The sequence below is a fragment of the Mesorhizobium sp. UC74_2 genome (assembly GCF_042701485.1).
Classification (GTDB): Bacteria; Pseudomonadota; Alphaproteobacteria; order Rhizobiales; family Rhizobiaceae; genus Mesorhizobium.
Genome location: NZ_CP170562.1, coordinates 1,997,661 through 2,015,995, shown reverse-complemented (window position 1 = coordinate 2,015,995; position 18,335 = coordinate 1,997,661). Strand labels below are relative to the sequence as shown.

General features: G+C 62.7%; 20 protein-coding genes and 1 pseudogene. 7 read left to right on the top strand and 14 right to left on the bottom strand.

Annotated elements, in window-relative coordinates:
• Positions 1-63: 63 nt before the first annotated feature.
• The gene (locus tag ACFJIU_RS09730; RefSeq protein WP_379070516.1) at positions 64-579 is read left to right on the top strand and encodes a MarR family winged helix-turn-helix transcriptional regulator; all 516 of its coding nucleotides are present in this window, start codon (positions 64-66) and stop codon (positions 577-579) included.
• Here ACFJIU_RS09730 and ACFJIU_RS09725 read toward each other — a convergent pair.
• The 3 genes from ACFJIU_RS09725 to ACFJIU_RS09715 form a co-directional block, all read right to left on the bottom strand.
• Positions 506-1,009 (bottom strand): HPP family protein, encoded by a 504-nt coding sequence (locus ACFJIU_RS09725; RefSeq protein WP_379070514.1) that lies wholly within the window; start codon positions 1,007-1,009, stop codon positions 506-508. The genes ACFJIU_RS09730 and ACFJIU_RS09725 overlap by 74 nt on opposite strands.
• Positions 1,010-1,163: 154 nt before the next feature.
• On the bottom strand, positions 1,164-2,198 hold the full coding sequence (gene tdh / locus ACFJIU_RS09720; protein WP_379070511.1) for an L-threonine 3-dehydrogenase: 1,035 nt from the start codon (positions 2,196-2,198) through the stop codon (positions 1,164-1,166).
• 11 nt (positions 2,199-2,209) lie between these two features.
• The gene (locus tag ACFJIU_RS09715) at positions 2,210-3,397 is read right to left on the bottom strand and encodes a glycine C-acetyltransferase (protein WP_379070508.1); all 1,188 of its coding nucleotides are present in this window, start codon (positions 3,395-3,397) and stop codon (positions 2,210-2,212) included.
• A gap of 162 nt (positions 3,398-3,559) precedes the next feature.
• Here ACFJIU_RS09715 and ACFJIU_RS09710 point away from each other — a divergent pair, with 162 nt between their 5' ends.
• Together ACFJIU_RS09710 and queF are read left to right on the top strand one after the other, a co-directional pair.
• A complete protein-coding gene (locus tag ACFJIU_RS09710) occupies positions 3,560-4,660 on the top strand; it encodes a mandelate racemase/muconate lactonizing enzyme family protein (protein WP_379070505.1) in 1,101 nt (366 codons plus the stop codon).
• A 67-nt stretch (positions 4,661-4,727) separates the two neighbouring features.
• Entirely contained in the window at positions 4,728-5,189 is a 462-nt protein-coding gene (gene queF, locus ACFJIU_RS09705; RefSeq protein ID WP_379070502.1) for a preQ(1) synthase, read from the top strand.
• Between the two features lie 2 nt (positions 5,190-5,191).
• Here the strand turns inward: queF and ACFJIU_RS09700 are convergent, their stop codons facing one another.
• Together ACFJIU_RS09700 and ACFJIU_RS09695 are read right to left on the bottom strand one after the other, a co-directional pair.
• A complete protein-coding gene (locus ACFJIU_RS09700) occupies positions 5,192-5,713 on the bottom strand; it encodes a hypothetical protein (RefSeq protein WP_379070499.1) in 522 nt (173 codons plus the stop codon).
• Positions 5,714-5,738: 25 nt separating this feature from the next.
• Positions 5,739-6,134, bottom strand: coding sequence for a DUF3828 domain-containing protein (locus tag ACFJIU_RS09695; RefSeq protein WP_379070496.1), 396 nt, complete (start codon positions 6,132-6,134; stop codon positions 5,739-5,741).
• 257 nt (positions 6,135-6,391) lie between these two features.
• Here ACFJIU_RS09695 and ACFJIU_RS09690 point away from each other — a divergent pair, with 257 nt between their 5' ends.
• Together ACFJIU_RS09690 and mutL are read left to right on the top strand one after the other, a co-directional pair.
• A complete protein-coding gene (locus tag ACFJIU_RS09690; protein WP_379070493.1) occupies positions 6,392-7,327 on the top strand; it encodes a metallophosphoesterase in 936 nt (311 codons plus the stop codon).
• A gap of 117 nt (positions 7,328-7,444) precedes the next feature.
• The gene (mutL, locus tag ACFJIU_RS09685; RefSeq protein ID WP_379070490.1) at positions 7,445-9,289 is read left to right on the top strand and encodes a DNA mismatch repair endonuclease MutL; all 1,845 of its coding nucleotides are present in this window, start codon (positions 7,445-7,447) and stop codon (positions 9,287-9,289) included.
• Between the two features lie 13 nt (positions 9,290-9,302).
• On the opposite strand, the gene ACFJIU_RS09680 is transcribed toward mutL, so the two are convergent.
• The gene (locus ACFJIU_RS09680) at positions 9,303-10,196 is read right to left on the bottom strand and encodes a DMT family transporter (RefSeq protein WP_379073030.1); all 894 of its coding nucleotides are present in this window, start codon (positions 10,194-10,196) and stop codon (positions 9,303-9,305) included.
• 93 nt (positions 10,197-10,289) lie between these two features.
• Here ACFJIU_RS09680 and ACFJIU_RS09675 point away from each other — a divergent pair, with 93 nt between their 5' ends.
• A complete protein-coding gene (locus ACFJIU_RS09675; protein ID WP_379070487.1) occupies positions 10,290-11,216 on the top strand; it encodes a LysR substrate-binding domain-containing protein in 927 nt (308 codons plus the stop codon).
• 40 nt (positions 11,217-11,256) lie between these two features.
• Here the strand turns inward: ACFJIU_RS09675 and ACFJIU_RS09670 are convergent, their stop codons facing one another.
• Positions 11,257-11,865 carry a hypothetical protein gene (locus tag ACFJIU_RS09670; protein ID WP_379070484.1) on the bottom strand — a complete coding sequence of 203 codons (609 nt, stop codon included), beginning with the start codon at positions 11,863-11,865 and terminating at the stop codon, positions 11,257-11,259.
• A gap of 148 nt (positions 11,866-12,013) precedes the next feature.
• On the opposite strand from ACFJIU_RS09670, the gene ACFJIU_RS09665 reads away from it, so the two are divergent.
• On the top strand, positions 12,014-12,247 hold the full coding sequence (locus tag ACFJIU_RS09665) for a DUF2093 domain-containing protein (RefSeq protein WP_379070480.1): 234 nt from the start codon (positions 12,014-12,016) through the stop codon (positions 12,245-12,247).
• Positions 12,248-12,277: 30 nt separating this feature from the next.
• On the opposite strand, the gene lpxK is transcribed toward ACFJIU_RS09665, so the two are convergent.
• The 7 genes and pseudogenes from lpxK to ACFJIU_RS09630 all read right to left on the bottom strand — a co-directional run bounded on the left by lpxK (position 12,278) and on the right by ACFJIU_RS09630 (position 18,303).
• Positions 12,278-13,306 (bottom strand): tetraacyldisaccharide 4'-kinase, encoded by a 1,029-nt coding sequence (lpxK, locus tag ACFJIU_RS09660; RefSeq protein WP_379070477.1) that lies wholly within the window; start codon positions 13,304-13,306, stop codon positions 12,278-12,280.
• Positions 13,307-13,308: 2 nt separating this feature from the next.
• Positions 13,309-14,626, bottom strand: a pseudogene (gene waaA / locus ACFJIU_RS09655) (lipid IV(A) 3-deoxy-D-manno-octulosonic acid transferase).
• Positions 14,623-15,414 (bottom strand): lysophospholipid acyltransferase family protein, encoded by a 792-nt coding sequence (locus tag ACFJIU_RS09650; RefSeq protein WP_379073029.1) that lies wholly within the window; start codon positions 15,412-15,414, stop codon positions 14,623-14,625. Before ACFJIU_RS09650 ends, waaA begins: the two are co-directional and overlap by 4 nt.
• Positions 15,415-15,416: 2 nt before the next feature.
• A complete protein-coding gene (locus ACFJIU_RS09645) occupies positions 15,417-15,662 on the bottom strand; it encodes a DUF4170 domain-containing protein (RefSeq protein WP_379070474.1) in 246 nt (81 codons plus the stop codon).
• A gap of 74 nt (positions 15,663-15,736) precedes the next feature.
• Entirely contained in the window at positions 15,737-16,543 is an 807-nt protein-coding gene (locus ACFJIU_RS09640) for a 3'(2'),5'-bisphosphate nucleotidase CysQ (RefSeq protein ID WP_379070472.1), read from the bottom strand.
• Positions 16,530-17,873, bottom strand: coding sequence for a TldD/PmbA family protein (locus ACFJIU_RS09635; protein WP_379070469.1), 1,344 nt, complete (start codon positions 17,871-17,873; stop codon positions 16,530-16,532). Before ACFJIU_RS09635 ends, ACFJIU_RS09640 begins: the two co-directional genes overlap by 14 nt.
• Positions 17,874-17,976: 103 nt before the next feature.
• Positions 17,977-18,303 carry a winged helix-turn-helix transcriptional regulator gene (locus tag ACFJIU_RS09630; RefSeq protein WP_379070466.1) on the bottom strand — a complete coding sequence of 109 codons (327 nt, stop codon included), beginning with the start codon at positions 18,301-18,303 and terminating at the stop codon, positions 17,977-17,979.
• Positions 18,304-18,335 lie beyond the last annotated feature (32 nt).

Sequence of the window (18,335 nt, the reverse complement as noted above, 5' to 3'; positions counted from 1 at the left end):
CATTGAAAATGTAACTATCAACGGCACGGCCACCGCCGTTGAAGCTCAACCGGAATGAGCACCATGGCAAGCAAAGAAGACATCCTCGAACTGGAAACTTTCCTGCCCTACCGGCTTTATCATCTGGCCGATCTGGTCAGCCGCGAGTTCGCTCGCATCTACAAGGACCGCCTTGGCCTGACGCGCCCGGAATGGCGCACCCTGTCCGGGCTTGGTCAGCGCGGGTCGATGACTGCCAAGGAACTTGGCGAACAGTCTGCAATGCACAAGACCAAGGTCTCGCGGGCCGTGGCCGAACTGGAGCGACGACGCTGGCTGACCCGCACGCCGGACGAGAAGGACCGGCGCATCGAGCACCTTGCACTGACCAGAGCAGGCCTTGCCGCCTATTGCGACATGGTACCGCTGGCGAAGACGTTCGAACGGGAATTACTGTCGCGGATCAAAGAGCCTGGGCGCGGAGCAATGACTGCGGCGCTGGACGCAATTGAGGCCGCCCTGTCCCTCACTCCACCCGGCGCGGATAATGAAGACGCGGCGGCAGGCGGTGGTGGACCACGCCAAGCCCGACCAGGCTGATCGAACCAATCAGGATCGTGCCGAACAGCGAGGCGCTTTGCAGTGGTGCGGCAAGCGCAATCAATGGCACGGCGCCGGCAGGCGGATGGGTGACGCGCAGCATCGACATCAGGGCGATCGCCAGGCCCACGGCCAAGGCTGCAACCGTCCAGCTTCCCGGGAGCGCCAAGGCAGCCCCGACACCAACGATCGTCGCCAGAAGATAGCCCCCGAACACGTTGGCCGGCTGCGCCAGCGGGCTGGCCGGCTGGCCAAAGATCAACACCGCCGTAGCGCCAAGTGGCGCCAGCAGCAGTGGCAGATCGGTCAGCGCGGCGAGGCCGCCGACCGCGCCGATGCCGATGACGGCACCAATGCCGGACTTGGCGTGCGAGAGCGCATGGCTGGAGGGCTCATGGCGCGCGGTGAAGGAGCGGATGTGGCGGCGCATCGTCGGAATTCCGGCTCTTACACATCACCCCGAGCATCATTCCGATCCTCGGGGCGAGAGCTTGCACAACAAAGTTGCCTGCATTAGCAAATCAGCTTGCGGCACGGCAACAAAACTTATTCGAAAAATATCCACCGGCAAGAAAATTTTTTTCCTACCAGTCCATGACCACCTTGCCGGAATTGCCGCTGCGCATGGCATCGAAGCCTGACTGATAATCGTCGATGCCGATACGGTGCGTGATCAGCCCGCTGACATCAAGCGGCCCCTGCACCAGCGCGATCATCTTGTACCAGGTCTCGAACATCTCACGGCCATAAATGCCCTTGAGATGCAGCATCTTGAAGATGACCTTGTTCCAATCGATCTCGAAGCCGGTCGGAGCGATGCCGAGAATGGCGATCTTGCCACCATTGTTCATGGTGTCGATCATGTCCCGGAAGGCAACGGCCGAACCGGACATCTCAAGCCCGATGTCAAAACCCTCGGTCATGCCTTCGTCGTGCATCACGTCGCGCAGTTTCTCCTTCGACGCATCCACGACATGACGCACGCCCAGCTTCCGGGCCAGCGCCAGTCGGGTCGGGTTGATGTCCGTGATCACGACCTTGCGCGCGCCGACGCATTGCGCCACCAGTGCGCCCATGATGCCGATCGGGCCAGCACCCGTCACCAGCACGTCCTCACCGACCAGATCGAACGACAATGCGGTATGAACCGCATTGCCGAGCGGATCGAAGATCGCCGCGATTTCATCCGGAATGTCGTCGGGGATCGGTACGACATTGTGCTGCGGGATGGCGACATATTCGCCGAACGAGCCAGGCCGGTTGACGCCGACGCCCAGCGTGTTGCGGCACAGATGGCCCCTGCCCGCCCGGCAATTGCGGCAATGGCCACAGACGATGTGGCCTTCGCCCGATACGCGCTGGCCGACCTTGTATTCGGTCACTGCGGAACCGACATCGGCAATGGTGCCGACGAATTCATGTCCCGTCACCATCGGCACCGGCACCGTCTTCTGTGCCCACTGGTCCCAGTTGTAGATATGGACGTCCGTACCGCAGATCGCTGACTTCTTGACCTTGATCAGCACGTCGTTGGGGCCGATCTCGGGAACCGGCACGCGTTCCATCCAGATTCCCGGCTCGGCCTTTGCCTTCACCAGTGCGCGCATCATGTTGGACATTCTGTTCTTCCTCAGGAAATGATGCCGAGTTCCTTGCCGACCGCACCGAAAGCCGCGACCGCGCGATCGATATCGGCCGTGGAATGCGCCGCCGACATCTGCGTGCGGATGCGCGCCTGTCCCTTGGGAACGACGGGGAATGAAAAGCCGATGACGTAGATGCCGCGCTCCAGCATCTTGGCGGCCATCTGCTGTGCCAGCGTCGCATCACCAAGCATCACCGGGATGATCGGATGGTCTGCGCCGGCAAGCGTGAAGCCGAGCTTGCTCATCGAGGAGCGGAAATGCGTCGCATTCGCGTAGAGCTTTTCACGCAGCGCGTCGCCCTGTTCGATGATGTTGAAAACCTTGAGCGAGGCGGCCGCGATCGCCGGCATCAGCGTATTGGAAAACAGATAGGGTCGCGATCGCTGGCGCAGCCAGTCCACCACCTGCCGCCTGCCGGATGTATAGCCGCCGGAAGCGCCGCCCAGTGCCTTGCCAAGCGTGCCGGTGATGATGTCCACACGCCCCTCGACGCCACAGTGCTCGGCCGAGCCGCGGCCATGCTTGCCGACGAAGCCGACGGCATGGCTGTCGTCGACCATCACCATCGCACCATATTTCTCGGCGAGATCGCAGACGCCCTGCAGATTGGCGATGATACCGTCCATGGAGAAGACACCATCGGTGGCGACCAGCTTGAAACGGCTGCCTTCGGCTTTCTTCAGCTCCTCTTCGAGCGCCACCATGTCGTTGTTGGCATAACGGAAACGCTTGGCCTTGGAGAGACGCACGCCGTCGATGATCGAGGCATGGTTCAGCGCATCTGAAATCACCGCGTCTTCCTCACCGAGCAGCGTCTCGAACAAGCCGCCATTCGCGTCAAAGCAGGAGCCGTAGAGGATAGTGTCTTCCAGGCCGAGGAAGGAGGAGATCCTGGCTTCGAGCTGCTTGTGCTCCTCCTGGGTCCCGCAGATGAAACGAACGGAGGCCATGCCGTAGCCGTAACGGTCCAGCGCCTTCTGCGCCGACGCGCGCAACTCCGCATTGTCGGCAAGGCCCAGATAGTTGTTGGCGCAGAAATTCAGCACCTTCTCGCCAGCCACTTCGATCTCGGCTGACTGCATGGACGAGATGACCCGCTCGGACTTGTAGAGCCCTGCCGCCTTCAGGCCGGCCAGTTCAGTGTCGAGATGGGCGAGAAAGCTTTGGGTCATGAACGACGGTCTCCCTGAGGGCCGGCAAGGCATACTGCGACGCGCAGGCCGGAGGCTAGCATAAAAACGACCGGCACAACTGCCGTTTCCTTCGCGGCATACCCCGTTCCAGACCGCTAGCATGGCGGCATAATCGCACCAAACGCGCCAGCGGAGCCCTGCATGACCATCGCCTCGATCACCCTCTACCGGCAATGGCAGCCATTCCGGGACGGTACCTACACCTGCTCGGGCGGGCGCAGCGCCGAAGGGTTCGATTCCACCATCGTCGAGATCGCCAGCCAAGACGGCAGCAAGGGTTATGGCGAAATGGCGCCACTGGGTTCCTTCTACGATCCGGCTTTTGCCGAAGGCGCGCGTGCTGCCATGCGCGAACTGACCCCGCGGCTGATCGGCGAGGATGCGACCGGCATCGAGGCGCTCAACCGCCGCATGGATCTGCTGCTCAAGGGCCATCCCTATGCCAAGGCCGCGATCGACATGGCGCTTTGGGACCTTGCCGGCAAGCAAAGGGGTCTGTCACTGGCAGCGATGGCCGGTGGCGCGGAAGGCAGCGCCATCCCGCTCTATCGTTCGCTGGCGCAGGAAAGCCCTGATGCCATGGCTGCGCGGGCCAGGAAATACATCGCCGAAGGGTACCACCGGCTGCAGGTCAAGGTCGGCCTCGACGTCAATGACGATATCGCGCGTCTCGAGGCCGTGCGCGCCGCCGTGCCGTCCAGCACGGTGCTGTTCTGCGATGCCAATGGCAGTTGGGGAACCGCCGAGACCCGCCGTTTCCTGCAGGCGACACGTGGGCTCGACTACACGCTGGAACAGCCCTGTGCGAGCTATGAGGAAAATCTCGCCATCCGCCCGGCCTGCGACCGGCCACTCGTCCTCGACGAGACCATAGACGGCGCCGATGCCCTGCTGCGCGCCATCGCCGACGGACTGGTTGACGGCATCACCATCAAGCTCGCGCGCGTCGGCGGCCTGACCAAGGCAAAGCTGATCCGCGACATTGCCATCGCCCGGAATCTGAAGATCACCATCGAGGATACCGGCGGCGCGCAGATCGACACCGCCGCCTACTGTGGGCTCCTGCTGTCGACGCCGGAAGCGTTGCGCCAGCACACGGTCGATTTCCATAACTGGGTCACGGTCGCCAACGGCAAGGCTGACTTCATCATAGTTGACGGCAGCGTAACTCCACCGAAAGGCGTCGGCCTTGGCGTTGATGTCGATCCGGCCACGTTCGGCGAGCCGATCTTCCGCAGCTGACTTCGCTCATTCGGCGCTGGCTTGCGCAGCCCCTTGAGGATAGAGCCTGTTTCAAAGGAGCTCCCCCATGACGACAACGGAAAACCTGACCCAGCTCGGCACCAGGGTTGAAACCCCGGACAACCCCGATCATGCGATCCTGGAAACCGTGCCCTTCACACGCGGTGACGGTCCGCCCGCGATCGTGCGCTTCACCTGCCCCGAATTCACCTCGCTCTGTCCCGTGACCGGTCAGCCGGATTTCGCGCATATCGTCATCGATTATGCGCCGGACACGCTCCTGGTCGAATCCAAGTCGCTGAAGCTGTTTCTCACCTCGTTCCGCAACCATGGCGCCTTCCATGAAGACTGCACCGTGATGATCGCGCGACGCGTCGTGGCAGCCACGCGGCCGTTGTGGCTGCGCATCGGCGGCTACTGGTATCCGCGCGGTGGCATTCCGATCGACGTATTCTGGCAGACCGGCGAGCCGCCCAGGGGCGCCTGGCTGCCCGACACCGGTGTCGCCCCCTACCGCGGCAGGGGCTGAGATCATTCACACTGATACTGGCTGAGCGCCCATTCTCCGGTGACCGACAAAAGGTCGGTGATCTTCCAGGCACCGTCGACCTTTTTCAGCTTCCACTCGAGCCGATGCGGCTCGGTGCCTTCGATGAAGGCGACCACGACGCGCGCCTGATCGCCATTGATCGATTCCAGCGACTTGAAGGTCTTTTCAAGCATCGCTCTGTCGTAGGGAACCTCATCGAGCGCCATATTCCGGTCGAGGCAATCGCCCTGGCCGGATTTCTTCAGGATTTCGTTCTTCTCCAGCACCGTCTTCGCCGGGTCAACGAAGCGGTTCCGATCAGCCGAAGCCAGGTCCGCCCCATCTGCATAGAACGGCCTGACCTGGGCGGCAGGAGAATCCGGAGCGGGAGCCGTCGCCAGGTTGGACGCGCTCGGTGCCGCCTCGGCAGCAGGCGCCGTCGCTGTCTTGGCGCCAAGCAGCCCTTCCGCCAAGGCACCGCAGACCGGCCCGATCGCCAGGAAACCAGCTAGCAACAAAGGCAAAAAACGTTGTCCGAACACCATCGGCCTAGTCTGCTTCTTCACCGCCCGAGCAACCGAGTTCGCTGAGCTTCCAGCTGTTGCTCTTCGAGGCAATGTCCGCCACCTTCCATGAGCCGTCGACTTGCCTCAGCTCCCAGACCATTTCACGTTTGGAATCATCGCCTTCGCTGAACAGATTGAAGCTCGCGGTCACCGTCGCCTTGTCACCATCGATCGCCTCGGCAAGCTTCAGACTGTCGGCAACGCTCTTGTCGTCATAATCCTGCGCGTCCAGAGCCGGATCGAAGTCGATGCACGCGACCTCATCCGGGTGCTTCTTGATGGCAGCATCGTTGAGCTGGAACAGCTTGATGACGGGGTCGGTGAAGCGATCCCGAAACTGTGGATCGGCCGCGAATTTGACCGGCGAGTAAAAAAACATCACTGCATCCGAGGCCGGTCCGGCCAAAGCCGAGCCAGGATACGTCAACACGGACAAAGCGAGCAGCAGTCCTGGCTTCATGATTCCCCCAATCGCGCGTGAGAAGCGCGGCTATTCCATAGCACGCATCCGCTATCTCGGCTTTTTTACGACCTGCAATCGAATAGACAGCGGCTGGCGACAACCACGCTCGATTTCATGCCGCTGTCACCAAGCCTGCCTACCCTGCCTTGGAAATTTACAATGCAGAGGCTTTCATGATCACCCGACGCAACCTCCTCAAGATAGGCGGCACCGCCGCTATGTTTGCACCGTTTGGAGGTTTCACCATCGATGCGGCAGCAGCCGAAGGCGCGCCGCTGTTCAAATTCGGTATCGTCGCCGATCCGCAATACGCACCGGTGGTGCCGAACCTCAAGCTCAACCGCTACTATTCGAACAGCCTGTGGAAACTGTCGGAAGCGATAGAAGCCTTCAATCAGGAGGACCTGCGTTTCGTCGCGACGCTGGGCGACATCATCGACCGGCACTGGGAAAGCTACGCGCATATCCTGCCGCTCTACGACAAGCTGAAGCACGAGCGCTTCTTCCTGCTCGGCAATCACGACTATGACGTGGCTGCCGAGTACCTGACCTCAGTCGTGCGCACCGCCGGCATGGAAAAGGCCTATTATGATTTCGCAGGCGGCGGCTACCGTTTCATCGTGCTCGACGGCAACGATGTCAGCCTGTTCGCACCGCCGAAGGACGATCCGCGTCGTGAGATAGCGGCCAGGCGGCTCGAGGACCTGAAGGCAAAGGGCGCAGTCAACGCGCAGACCTGGAACGGCTCGTTGAGCGACGAACAGTTCGACTGGCTCGGCAAGACCATCAAGGCAGCACAGTCGGCGAATGAGAAGGTGATCGTCATGGGTCACTATCCGGTCTATCCGGAGAACGAGCACAATATGTGGGATTCCGAACGCGTCGTGGAACTGCTGACCGGATCCGGCAATGTGGTCGCCTATTTTAACGGCCACAACCACGCCGGCAACTTCGGCGAGCTCAAGGGCAAATACTTCCTCAATTTCAAAGGCATGGTCGACACTCCTGCCACAAGCGCCTATTCGATCGTCGAAGTCTACGGTGATCGGATCGAGATTCGGGGCTTCGGGCGCGAGGACAATCGTTCCTTGAAAATCCAAAGCGCTTAAGTCCGGCGGATCACCTGAAATCGGCGGGAAATCTCCGCCGATTTCACCTGTGGTCTTTGCATCAAATAGCCGGGCACGGTTATTCGCCGCCTTGACGAATCCCGCTATAGTCGGGCGATGCCCATCCGACAACTTTCCGAAACGATGATCAACCAGATCGCCGCTGGCGAGGTCATCGAGCGTCCTGCCAGTGTCGTCAAGGAACTGGTGGAAAATGCGCTCGATGCCGGTGCCGGCCGTGTCGAGATCGTAACGGCTGGAGGCGGGTTGAATTTGATCCGTGTCACCGACGACGGCGCCGGAATGCCCGAACACGAGCTGGCACTGGCAGTCGCCCGCCACTGCACATCCAAGCTTTCAGACGACATCAACGACATCCGCTCGCTCGGCTTCCGCGGCGAAGCATTGCCTTCGATCGGTTCGGTGGCGCGACTGTCGATCCGCTCGCGCACGGCGCAAGGCGATAGTGCCGCCGAGATCAGCATCGAGGGCGGGCGCGTCGCGTCCGTACGGCCCGCAGCAGCCAACCGCGGCACGACGGTGGAGGTGCGCGACCTGTTCTTTGCCACACCTGCCCGGCTGAAATTCATGAAGGGCGAACGCGCGGAAAGCTCGGCGACCAGCGATGTCATCAAGCGCATCGCGATTGCCTTCCCGGCGGTGCGATTCACGCTGGCTGGCGCAGATCGGTCGACGCTGGAGCTGCCGGCAACGGAGGACAGCCCGGAAGGGCAGTTGCGCCGCCTTGCCCAAGTGATGGGCTCCGAGTTCCCGGACAATTCGATTGCCGTCGACGCCATGCGCGAAGGTGTACGGCTGACGGGCCATGTCTCGATTCCGTCCTTCACGCGCGCCAACGCTCTGCAGCAGTACGCCTATGTCAACGGCCGCCCCGTGCGCGACAAGCTGATCGCCGGCGCCATCCGCGGCGCCTATATGGATGTGCTGCCTCGTGACAGGCACGCCGTGGTGGCGCTGTTCCTGATGCTTGATCCTGCAACTGTAGACGTCAACGTCCATCCGGCGAAGGCCGACGTGCGTTTCCGCGATCCTGGTCTGGTGCGCGGACTGATCGTCGGTGCGATCCGTGAAGCATTGACGAGCGCTGGTGTGCGCGCGGCAACCACAGGCGCCGCCGGCATGATGGCCGCCTTCAGGCCTGGTGCCGCAAGCTTCGGCCACGGCGGCCCCGCCAACGGCCATCGTGGCTACGACGCGGCTTATCGCGCCTCCGGGCCGATTGGGTTCGATGCAGCGCATTCGCCGCAACGTCCGCTCGACATGGGCTTCCGTGAAAATGAGCAGACAGCCTTCGATACCGGAGCGACGGTCAGCGTCGATGCCCGCGCCAGCCAGGTCGAGACAACAGAAACCTTGCTCGGCGCTACGCTGGGCGCTGCGCGCGCGCAGGTGCACGAGAACTACATCGTTGCACAGACCCGGGATTCGCTTGTCATCGTCGACCAGCATGCCGCGCATGAGCGGCTTGTCTATGAAGCGTTGAAGAATGCACTGCATTCCCGTCCTGTGCCCGCGCAGATGCTGCTGCTGCCGGAAATCGTCGACCTGCCCGAAGACGACGCCGAACGGCTGTCATCGCATGCCGAGACGCTGAAGCGTTTCGGTCTTGGCGTCGAGCGTTTCGGCCCGGGCGCCATCGCCGTGCGCGAAACACCGTCGATGCTGGGCGAGACCGACGTGCAGCAGCTTGTCCGCGACCTTGCCGACGAAATCGCCGACAACGACACCACCGAAACGCTGACGGAACGCCTCCATCACATCGCCGCCACCATGGCTTGCCATGGTTCGGTGCGCTCTGGCCGCCTGCTCAAGCCTGACGAAATGAACGCCTTGCTGCGCCAGATGGAAGCAACACCCGGATCAGGCACCTGCAACCATGGTCGCCCGACCTATATCGAGCTCAAGCTTGCCGACATCGAGCGGCTGTTCGGCCGGCGATAACCCGGCTTCGGCTTCAGCGTTTCATGTTGACGATGATCACGCCTCCAAGCGCGAGCACGCCGCCGATGATGCCAAGTGTCGTGGGCACCTCGCCGAGCCAGGCGAAGCCGATCGCCGTCGCCACCGGTGAAACCAGATAGAGATAGTTCGAGGCGCGTGCTGCCGGCAGGCGCGACAAGGCCGTCGCCCAGGCCGCATAGGATATGAAACTCGGAATGAGGCCGAGATAGATCACCGCGGTGAGGCCCGCCCTGTCCGCGTGTGAAGCCTGGACGAGACTTTCCGGGAAGAAGGGCGCCAGGCACAAAGCCCCGAGCACCATGTTCCACGCCGAGACCGTCAGCGGATGGTGCCTTGAAAACAACGGCTTCTGCACGATCGTGTTGACCGACGAACACAGCGCCGAGCCGAGGATCAGCAATGCACCGGTGTTGAACGTCAGCCCGTTACCTTCGCCCATGGCGATGACACCAATGCCGGCGAAGGAAACGAAAGTGCCAACCCAGGCCAGCACCGGGAAGCGCTCGCCAAGCACGAACATCGCCATGATCGCCGTGAAGATCGGGCTGACATTGATGATGAAAGCGGCTGAACCAGCAGAAACCGTGGTCTCGCCGATGTTCAGCATCGCCGTGTAAAGCGCGACGAAAATTGCGCCGCCGACGGCGAACCGCCACAGTTCGTTGAGTTTGGGCAATGCGGGGCGCTTGATGGCGAGGAAGATCGCGGCGGGCACGGCGGCGATCGCAAAACGCAGCGCTCCAAGCTCCAGCGGCCCGAAGGCTGCGAGACCGGCGCGGATCGCCGGAAAGGCGGAAGCCCAGCCGACCACGGTGAGCGCCACCGCCAGCATCGCCGTGACATCCGTGCGCTGTTCCGAATTCGCCATGCTCATCTGTGCACTCATCATCCTGTCTCCGCGCCAACTCTTGGCCACGATGGCAGAAAACGCCTTTCCGATGTGATTGACAAACGACGAAATCGAGGATGAGCTGTGAGCATGGATCACAGCTTGGACATACTGCCGCCACTCGAAACCCTGCGGGCCTTTGACGCGGCGGCAAAAACAGGGAGTTTCTCTGGGGCAGCCGACAAGCTCAACCTCACCCATGGCGCGGTCAGCCGTCAGATCGCGCGGCTGGAGGACTGGTTCGGGCTGAAGCTGTTCGAACGTGGAGCACGTGGCGTTTCATTGACCATCGAGGGCAATCGGCTGCATCTGCGCACCAGCGAGGCTTTTGCGCTGATCGCCTCCAATTCCGATCGATGGGTCGAGCCGAGAGGCACGGCGGTGGTGCGACTGGCGACCATTCCTTCGATCAGCGGGCTCTGGTTGATGCCGCGCATGGCAAGGCTGGAAAGCGGCGACCCGAAAATCAGGATCGTACTCGATGTCGATAACCGCCAGATCGACCTCGCCGACGAAGGCATAGACCTTTCCATCCGCTGTGGCCGCGGGCGCGTCCCCGAGCGCATAGCGATGCAGCTTTTCGAGGAACACATGTTTCCGATCGCCTCGCCGGAACTGGCGACAGAGATCGGTACCGGCGATGCCGCGCGGCTGCTGAAATACCCCCTGATCCACGATTCCGATGCCTCGGGTTGGCGCGCGTGGTTCGGTGAGCAAGGCGTCGACTATCGCCCCCGCCCGCAGGATCGACGCTTCGAAGACTACAACCTCGTTCTGGATGCCGCCGCCTATGGGCTCGGCGTCGCCCTGGCCCGGCCGCCTCTCGCCGAAGGCCAGGTCGCAGCCGGACGCGTCGTGGCGGTCGACAAGCGGACAGCCTTGAACCCGGTATCCTATTGGCTCGACCGGCCCGCCGGAAAACCCCGCACAGCGGCTGTGGAACTTGCCCGGCGTATCTCCAATGCAGCCAGCGTGCCCCGTGAACGGCTGCACAGTTTTCTGGACGCGGACCGCTGATAGCAAGTGTGATGGATCGAGACGAGATGCCCCGTCCGCTCTAAAACACCAGGAGAACGATCAGCAACAGCAATGCGAATGCTGCGAGGCCAAAGGCAATCGCGCGAGCGCTGACCACCGTTTCCAACGAGGTCTCTCCCGACCTTCCGCGCGTCGCCGACGCATGGACCGGCCGCCGCTTGCGCGTGCTCGCTTCGTCCCCTTCGATCTGCCGGGCGATTGCCGCAAGAGGCAAGACGGGCACGTAGCCGGGTACCGAGGGGACGCGGGCGCCGGAAAGCGTTCCATCCGGACCTGCCGGCTGGGCCGACGGGGCACGAGCGGCTGTTTCCGCCTCGGTACCGGCTCCCCTCACCCATGATGACCGCTGATTGATCGAGGCTGGCGCGATTTCTTCCAGATCGAGCGCCGCGCGATACGCCTGGATGATCTGCGATGACGCCTCCTTTTGTGCCATGGCAGCCTTCGTCGGCACGACCAGGGGTGGCGCGAGCGACGGCATCGGCTCCGCGCCGAGTGGCACGCGAGGCACCACCAGCGTCCTGATCAACTCTGTTTTGGCTGGATCCGGCTTGGCCGTCGGCAACGGCACATCGCCGGCCGTTGCCTGCTTGAGCAGGGAAGCGAGGCGAGAGATGGCAGCGACCATGATGATCCAAGCGTCATTTCGCCCGACAATAAGCCGTCTGCGTTGTGTGAAGCTGGCCCCTGCTTGACCTTGCCTCTATTTTGTGGCGGAAACGCTCGAGGTCAGGAGCTGTCAACAAGCTTGGCCGTTCGAGCACAGGTCGATCGCGATGATGAACCGTTTCGAGGGTCCCGGTGGCCGGGAAGCCCGCATCCGCTACCTGGACGGCGATTTCCAGGTTACCAGCCCGGGCGCCTTCGTGCGCTGCGCCGTAACCGGCGAGAGCATCGCTCTCGACGAATTGAAGTACTGGAGCGTGGCACGGCAGGAGCCTTATGTCAGCGCCGCCGCTTCCCTGCAGCGCGAAATCGAATCCAACCCGGATTTGCGCAAGCGGAGCTGATAAGGCATCTTTACAGCAGGAGAGAAGAAGCTAGCCGTTGATCCGCCGCCTGCGCCACGCTTCGAGGGTCTCATCGACAATGCGCTGCGGCGTGTGGTCCGGCTCGAACACCGTTTCGATTTCAAGTACGCTGAGCGTTTCCAGGAATCCTGACGGGAGGGCGCCATGGCGCAGGCGCGCGGCGTCCTTGGCCGTGGTGACAAGCCCGAGATCCGCAGCTTTGGCGGTCGAGAGCAATTCGACCAGTTCGTCCTCGGCGTAGACGTGATGATCGGGGAATGAACGGCTGAGCGCCACCTTGCCGCCAGCTTCCGCCACGGTGTCGTAGAATTTCTCCGGATGGCCGATGCCGGCGAAGGCGAGCAGACGTCTCCCGACGAGCATCTTGGCGTCACTCGGCCGGGCACGAGCGGCAAAGATCGGTTTACCGGCACGTGCAGCCTGCCGCACCACGGCGTCGGCAGCGGCACCATCCCCCATTCTGAGCAGCGCATCCGCGTAGAGAAGTTGCGTGAGCACCGGCGCGCGCAGCGGCCCGCCCGGAATGACACGACCATTGCCGATGCCGTAGCGGGCGTCGACCACGACAAGCGCAAAATCGATATGGATGCGCGCGCTCTGGAAGCCGTCGTCCATGATGAGGAAGTCGCAGCCTTCCTTGTCGATCAGCATACGGGCGCCGGCTGCGCGGTTCGGCGACACCGCCACCGGGGCATGCTCGGCCAGAAGCAGCGGCTCGTCGCCGACATGTTTGGCTGCATCGTGATGCGGATCGACGATATGCGGCTCGCCAAAGGAGCCGCCATGGCCGCGAGACAGGAAACCCGGTTTCAGGCCCTGCTGTTTCGCATGCCTTGCGAGCGCAATCGCGACCGGCGTCTTGCCGGAGCCGCCCACCGTGAAATTTCCGACGCAAAGCACTGGTACGTCGATCTTTTCCCGTTTCGCCGAACGCATGCGGCGACCGGCAACCGCGCCGTAAATCCAGGAGACGGGTGAAAGCAGATGGGCGCGCCAGTCCGGTTTTTCCCACCAGAACGGCGGCGCTTCGCTCGCCATGCTCAGCGGCCTCCCGCCACCTTGAGACGGGCCTTGACGACAAGCGGCTGGATATAGGGCTCAAGCGCTCTCTGCGTCGTGGCCAGCGCACCGCGCATCTGCTCGACGGTCGCGGCACCCGCCGCCATCATCTCGCGGCGCGCGCTTTCATTGGAGAGCAGGAAGTTGACGGCACCGGCCAGCATCGGGCGATCCCGCACCAGCTTGGCGGCGCCAGCGTCCAGCAGTCTCTGATAGGAGTCGCGGAAATTCTGCACATTGCGGCCGGCAAGGACTGCTGTCTCCAGCATGGCCGGCTCGAGTGGGTTCTGGCCGCCTTCCGACGTCAGCGAACGGCCGACGAAGGCGATCTCGGTAAGCCTGAGATAAAGCCCCATCTCGCCGATCGTGTCGCCCAGCAGGATGTCGACATCGGGCGTGATCTGGTCGTCCAGGCTGCGCCGAGCAACGGCAAGCCCCATGCCGGCAAATGTTTCGACAAGCGCCTCGGCGCGATCCGGGTGGCGCGGCACGACAATGGTAAGCAGGCCCTGGGTGCCGTGAGGCCAACGTCTTGTGCACCTCTGCGGCAATGATTTCCTCACCATCGTGGGTGGAGATGGCGGCCCATGTCGGGCGCCCGTTGATCTGTCGGCTGAGCAAGGCCAATTCACCCGCGTTCACCGGCGGTGGCGGCGTGTCGACCTTGAGGTTGCCGGAAACCGTTACCGGTCGCGCACCGAGGGCCCGGAAACGCTCGCCATCGACTTCCGATTGAGCGACCACATGGGCAAGGTTCTCGAACAGGGCCTCGGCGATGTTGGAACGTTTCTTCCACGAAGCGAAGGAACGATCGGAAAGCCGCCCGTTGACCAGCACCTGCGGCACGCTGCGCGCGCCGAGCTCCAGGATGGTGTTCGGCCAGATCTCGGACTCGGCGATGATGACGAGGTCGGGATGCCAGTGATTGAGGAAACGGCTCACCGCCGGCCTCAGATCTAGCGGCACATATTGATGGATGACGCGGTCACCCAGCCGCTCCGCCACCAGCTTGGCCGACGTTACGGTGCCGGTCGTCAGCACGACGGTGACGCCGTAGTCGAGGATCGAGCGCACCAGCGGCACCACTGCATTTGTTTCACCGACGCTTGCCGCGTGTACCCAGATCAGCGGCCCGTCCGGTCGTTCCTGGCTGGCAACGCCGTAGCGTTCACGGCTGCGGGCGCGGTCCTCCTTGCCCTTCGAGGCGCGCCAGGCGACATAGGGACCGGCAAGCGGATAAGCGGCCGAACCGGCTGCGCGGTAGAGCGAAAGCATCACCCGGGCCCAGCGCTCGCTCATCGTGGCGCATCCACCATATGGTAGGCCTTGGCGGTCACAGCATTCAGCGCGTCGGTGAGTTCGACACGCTTGCGCTCCATCTCGGCCTCGTCGGCATTGCTCGCCACGAAGATGGGCTCGCCTGCCGCGATCGCCGAACGGCCAAACGGCAGGTTGATGGTGGTCTTGTCCCAGCTCTTCTCCAGCACCTTGCGGCGGCTGGTGGCAAGTGCTGCCGGGATGATCGGGCGGCCCGACAGTTTGGCGAGCAGGATGACGCCGAGTCCGGCATCACGCGGTGTACCGTGTGGAATATCGGCGATCATGCAGACATTCTTGCCGGCCATCAGCGATTTCTTGAGCCCGATCAGCGCTTTGGCGCCACCCTTGTCAACGTGGCGGGCATCCGCCCGGCCACCCGACCCGCGCACGGTCTCGATACCGAAACGTTCAATGACCTCCGCGTTGATCTCGGCATCGGCACTGCGCGACACCATGGCGACCAGTCCACGCTTCGAAGGGTAGAAAGCCGGCATCAGGATGTGCTGGCCGTGCCAGAGCGCGATGATACCCGGCTCGATGCCTTCATATTCCTTGTCGCTGAACCTGGCGGATTGGGCGAGACGCGGATTGGTAAGCCGGATGAAGCGCATCGCCAGCGTGAACAGGCTGACGATCAGGCCTTTGACGAAACGCGACTGGGCAAGCGGCTCACGCACCTTTTTCCACAGCGGTTTCAGCGCGCTGTTGGAGCGTTTCCGTTCGGCCGCGGGCTGGTCGGCCTGCGGTTTCGCCACCTGTTCTTCCATCGTCACGCGCTGGCCTGGCCCTGCGGGTCGAGCAGGCGATGCAGGTGCACGACGAAATAGCGCATATGCGCGTTGTCGACGCTGGCCTGCGCCTTGGACTTCCAGGCGTTCAGCGCCGACTGATAGTCGGGATAGATGCCGACGATGTCGAGTGCGTCGAGATCGCGGAACTCGCTGCCGCCGAGCGCCGTCAGTTCGCCACCGAACACCAGGTGCAAAAGCTGTTTCTTTCCGTCTTCCCCGGTCATGTCCGTCCTTCACATCATGTGATTTGGTGCTTGGTCTAGACCAAAGCCGCCAATTTTGAAACCTATGAAACGCCTCAGCCGGCGTGGCTGGAAATCACGCCCGCCATCATGGCAAGCATTTCGCCGCTTCCTGCGGCCAGCGCGCCGTGGCTGACCTTCTCCTTGCCAAAGGCGGGCGTGGTCCCCTGGCTGTCGATCAGCCGCCCGCCTGCTTCACGCAGGATGAGCTCGGCGGCAGCAATATCCCAATCATGGGCATTCGGCTTGACGAAAGTCGCGTCAAGACTGCCCTTTGCAATCATCGCCAGCCGATACGCCAGGGAAGGGATATAGCTTGTGCGCTTCAGCCTTCCTTGCCAGGGCTCCGGCACCAGGTCCTGCAAGGCTTTTGGCCCACCCAGTTCAGCAATGGCGGGCGTGTTGCGAACCTTGATGCGCTCGCCGTTGAGGAAGGCACCGCCACCGGGTGTCGCCCAATAGGTTTCGTGCGCCGCCGGACATTCGAGTACGCCGGCGATCGGCTTGCCATCTTCGACCACCGCGACGCTGACACACCAGAATTTCAGGCCATCGAGAAAGCCGCGCGTTCCATCGATCGGATCGACGACGAAGACACGGCGCGCCGTCAGTCGCTCCGGACCGTCAGCCGTTTCTTCCGACAGCCAGCCATAGTCCGGCCGGGCCGCCAGCAGCGTGTTGCGCAGATAGGTGTCGGCCGCATAGTCGGCCTCGCTCACCGGAGACGTGCCACCCTTCATCCAGACTTCCGGGTTCTTGCCAAAATAGCGCAGCGCGATCACGCCGGCTTCGCGCGCAGCATCACGCAACAAGGCAAGGTCTTCATCCGCGCCGGCGAGGCTCGCTGCATCAACTTCCGGCAAGGGTTATTCCTTCGATGAGCAACGTCGGCGCAGCAGTGCCGTATTCGCGGTCGAGGTCATTGGCCGGCACGAGCCCGAGGAACATCGTCTTGAGGTTCGAGGCGATCGTCACCTCGGAGACCGGATAGGTGAGTTCGCCGTTCTCGATCCAGAAACCGGAGGCGCCGCGGCTGTATTCGCCGGTCACCATGTTGACGCCCTGGCCGAACACTTCCGTGACATAGAAGCCGGTCTTCAAGGCCCCGATCAATTCCTCGGGCGAGCGATCACCCGGTTCGATGGCGAGGTTGGTGGATGAGGGCGAAACCTGCGACCCGCTGCGCGCGCCGCGGCCATTGGTGGTGAGGCCGAGTTCGCGCGCCGCCGAGGTCGACAGGAACCAGTGATTGAGCACGCCCTTGTCGACCATCAGGAGCTTTTCACCACCGACACCCTCGCCGTCGAAAGGACGCGAAGCCTGACCACGCCGGCGCAACGGCTCGTCAGTCACCGTTATGGCGGCCGAAGCCACCTGCTTGCCCATCATATCGCGCAGGAACGAGGTTTTGCGCGCCACCGAAGCGCCGTTGATGGCACCTGCGAGATGACCGGCGATACCACGCGCTACGCGCGGATCGAACACGACCGTGACGGTGCCGGTCGGAACCTTGCGTGCACCGATGCGCTTGACAGCCCGTTCACCAGCACTGCGGCCGATCGCCTCCGGATCATCGAGGTCGGCAAAATGCAGTCGGGACGAATAATCATAGTCCCGCTCCATGCCGGTACCCTCGCCCGCGATAACGCTGGCGGAGCGAGAAAACCGCGTGGCGGCATACTGGCCAAGAAATCCGTGCGATGTGGCGAGTACCAGTCCGCCCATGCCGGCGCCGGCAGCGCTGCCACCGGAATTGGTCACGCCTTTGACCGCAAGAGCCGCCTCCTCGGCGGCAAGAGCATCCTCGCGCAACCGGTCGGCGGAAATTTGCCTGTTGTCGAAAAGGTCGAGATCGTTCGTTCCGCTCGCGAGCAGCGAGGGATCCGCGAGCCCTTGATACGGGTCTTCGGGAGAGACCTTCGCCATCGCCACCGCTCTTTCGGCCAGCGACTTTGGATCCGAGGCGGCGGTCGCGGAAACGGAGGCGACACGATTGCCGACGAAAACGCGCAACGACACGTCTTCGCTTTCCGACGCGTTGGTGTTTTCCACCTTGCCGAGCCGAACCGAAACACTCGTGGAGCGGCCGAGCACCACGACGGCATCCGCTGCATCGGCGCCAGCCTTCCTTGCGGCGTCAACGAGCGCAGCGACGCGATCGGTCAATTTCGAAGTGTCGAGCGTATCGGCCATGCTGATTTCCTGCTTTTCCGCGACCGCGCCTTTGCGCGGGCGCCGTAGCACCATCTATTGTCCCCGTCGGGTCTGCGCAATGCCGAAAGCCAATCCGCCGCAGCTATGCCTGAGCCTCGGCACGGCCCGGGAACTGTTCACTCCAGCGGCACAAGCCTTCCGCGCCTGCGCAGAGCGCTGCGCCGCTTTCCGTCAGCGAATAGACGACCTTGGCGGGCAATCCCGGATAGGCCTGCCTTTTGACAAGCCCATCGGCCTCCATTTCACGCAATTGCTGTGCCAGCATCTTTTCGCTGATGTCGGGAATGGAATGACGTAGCCGACCGAACCTGCGCGGCGCCGTGGAAAGCGCGCACAGGATATCGATCTTCCACTTCCCTGCGACCAGCTTCATCGCGATCGAGAAGCCATTCTCCACAGGCCTGCTCATCTCCATTCTCCTTACCAGGGCGTAAGCACTTA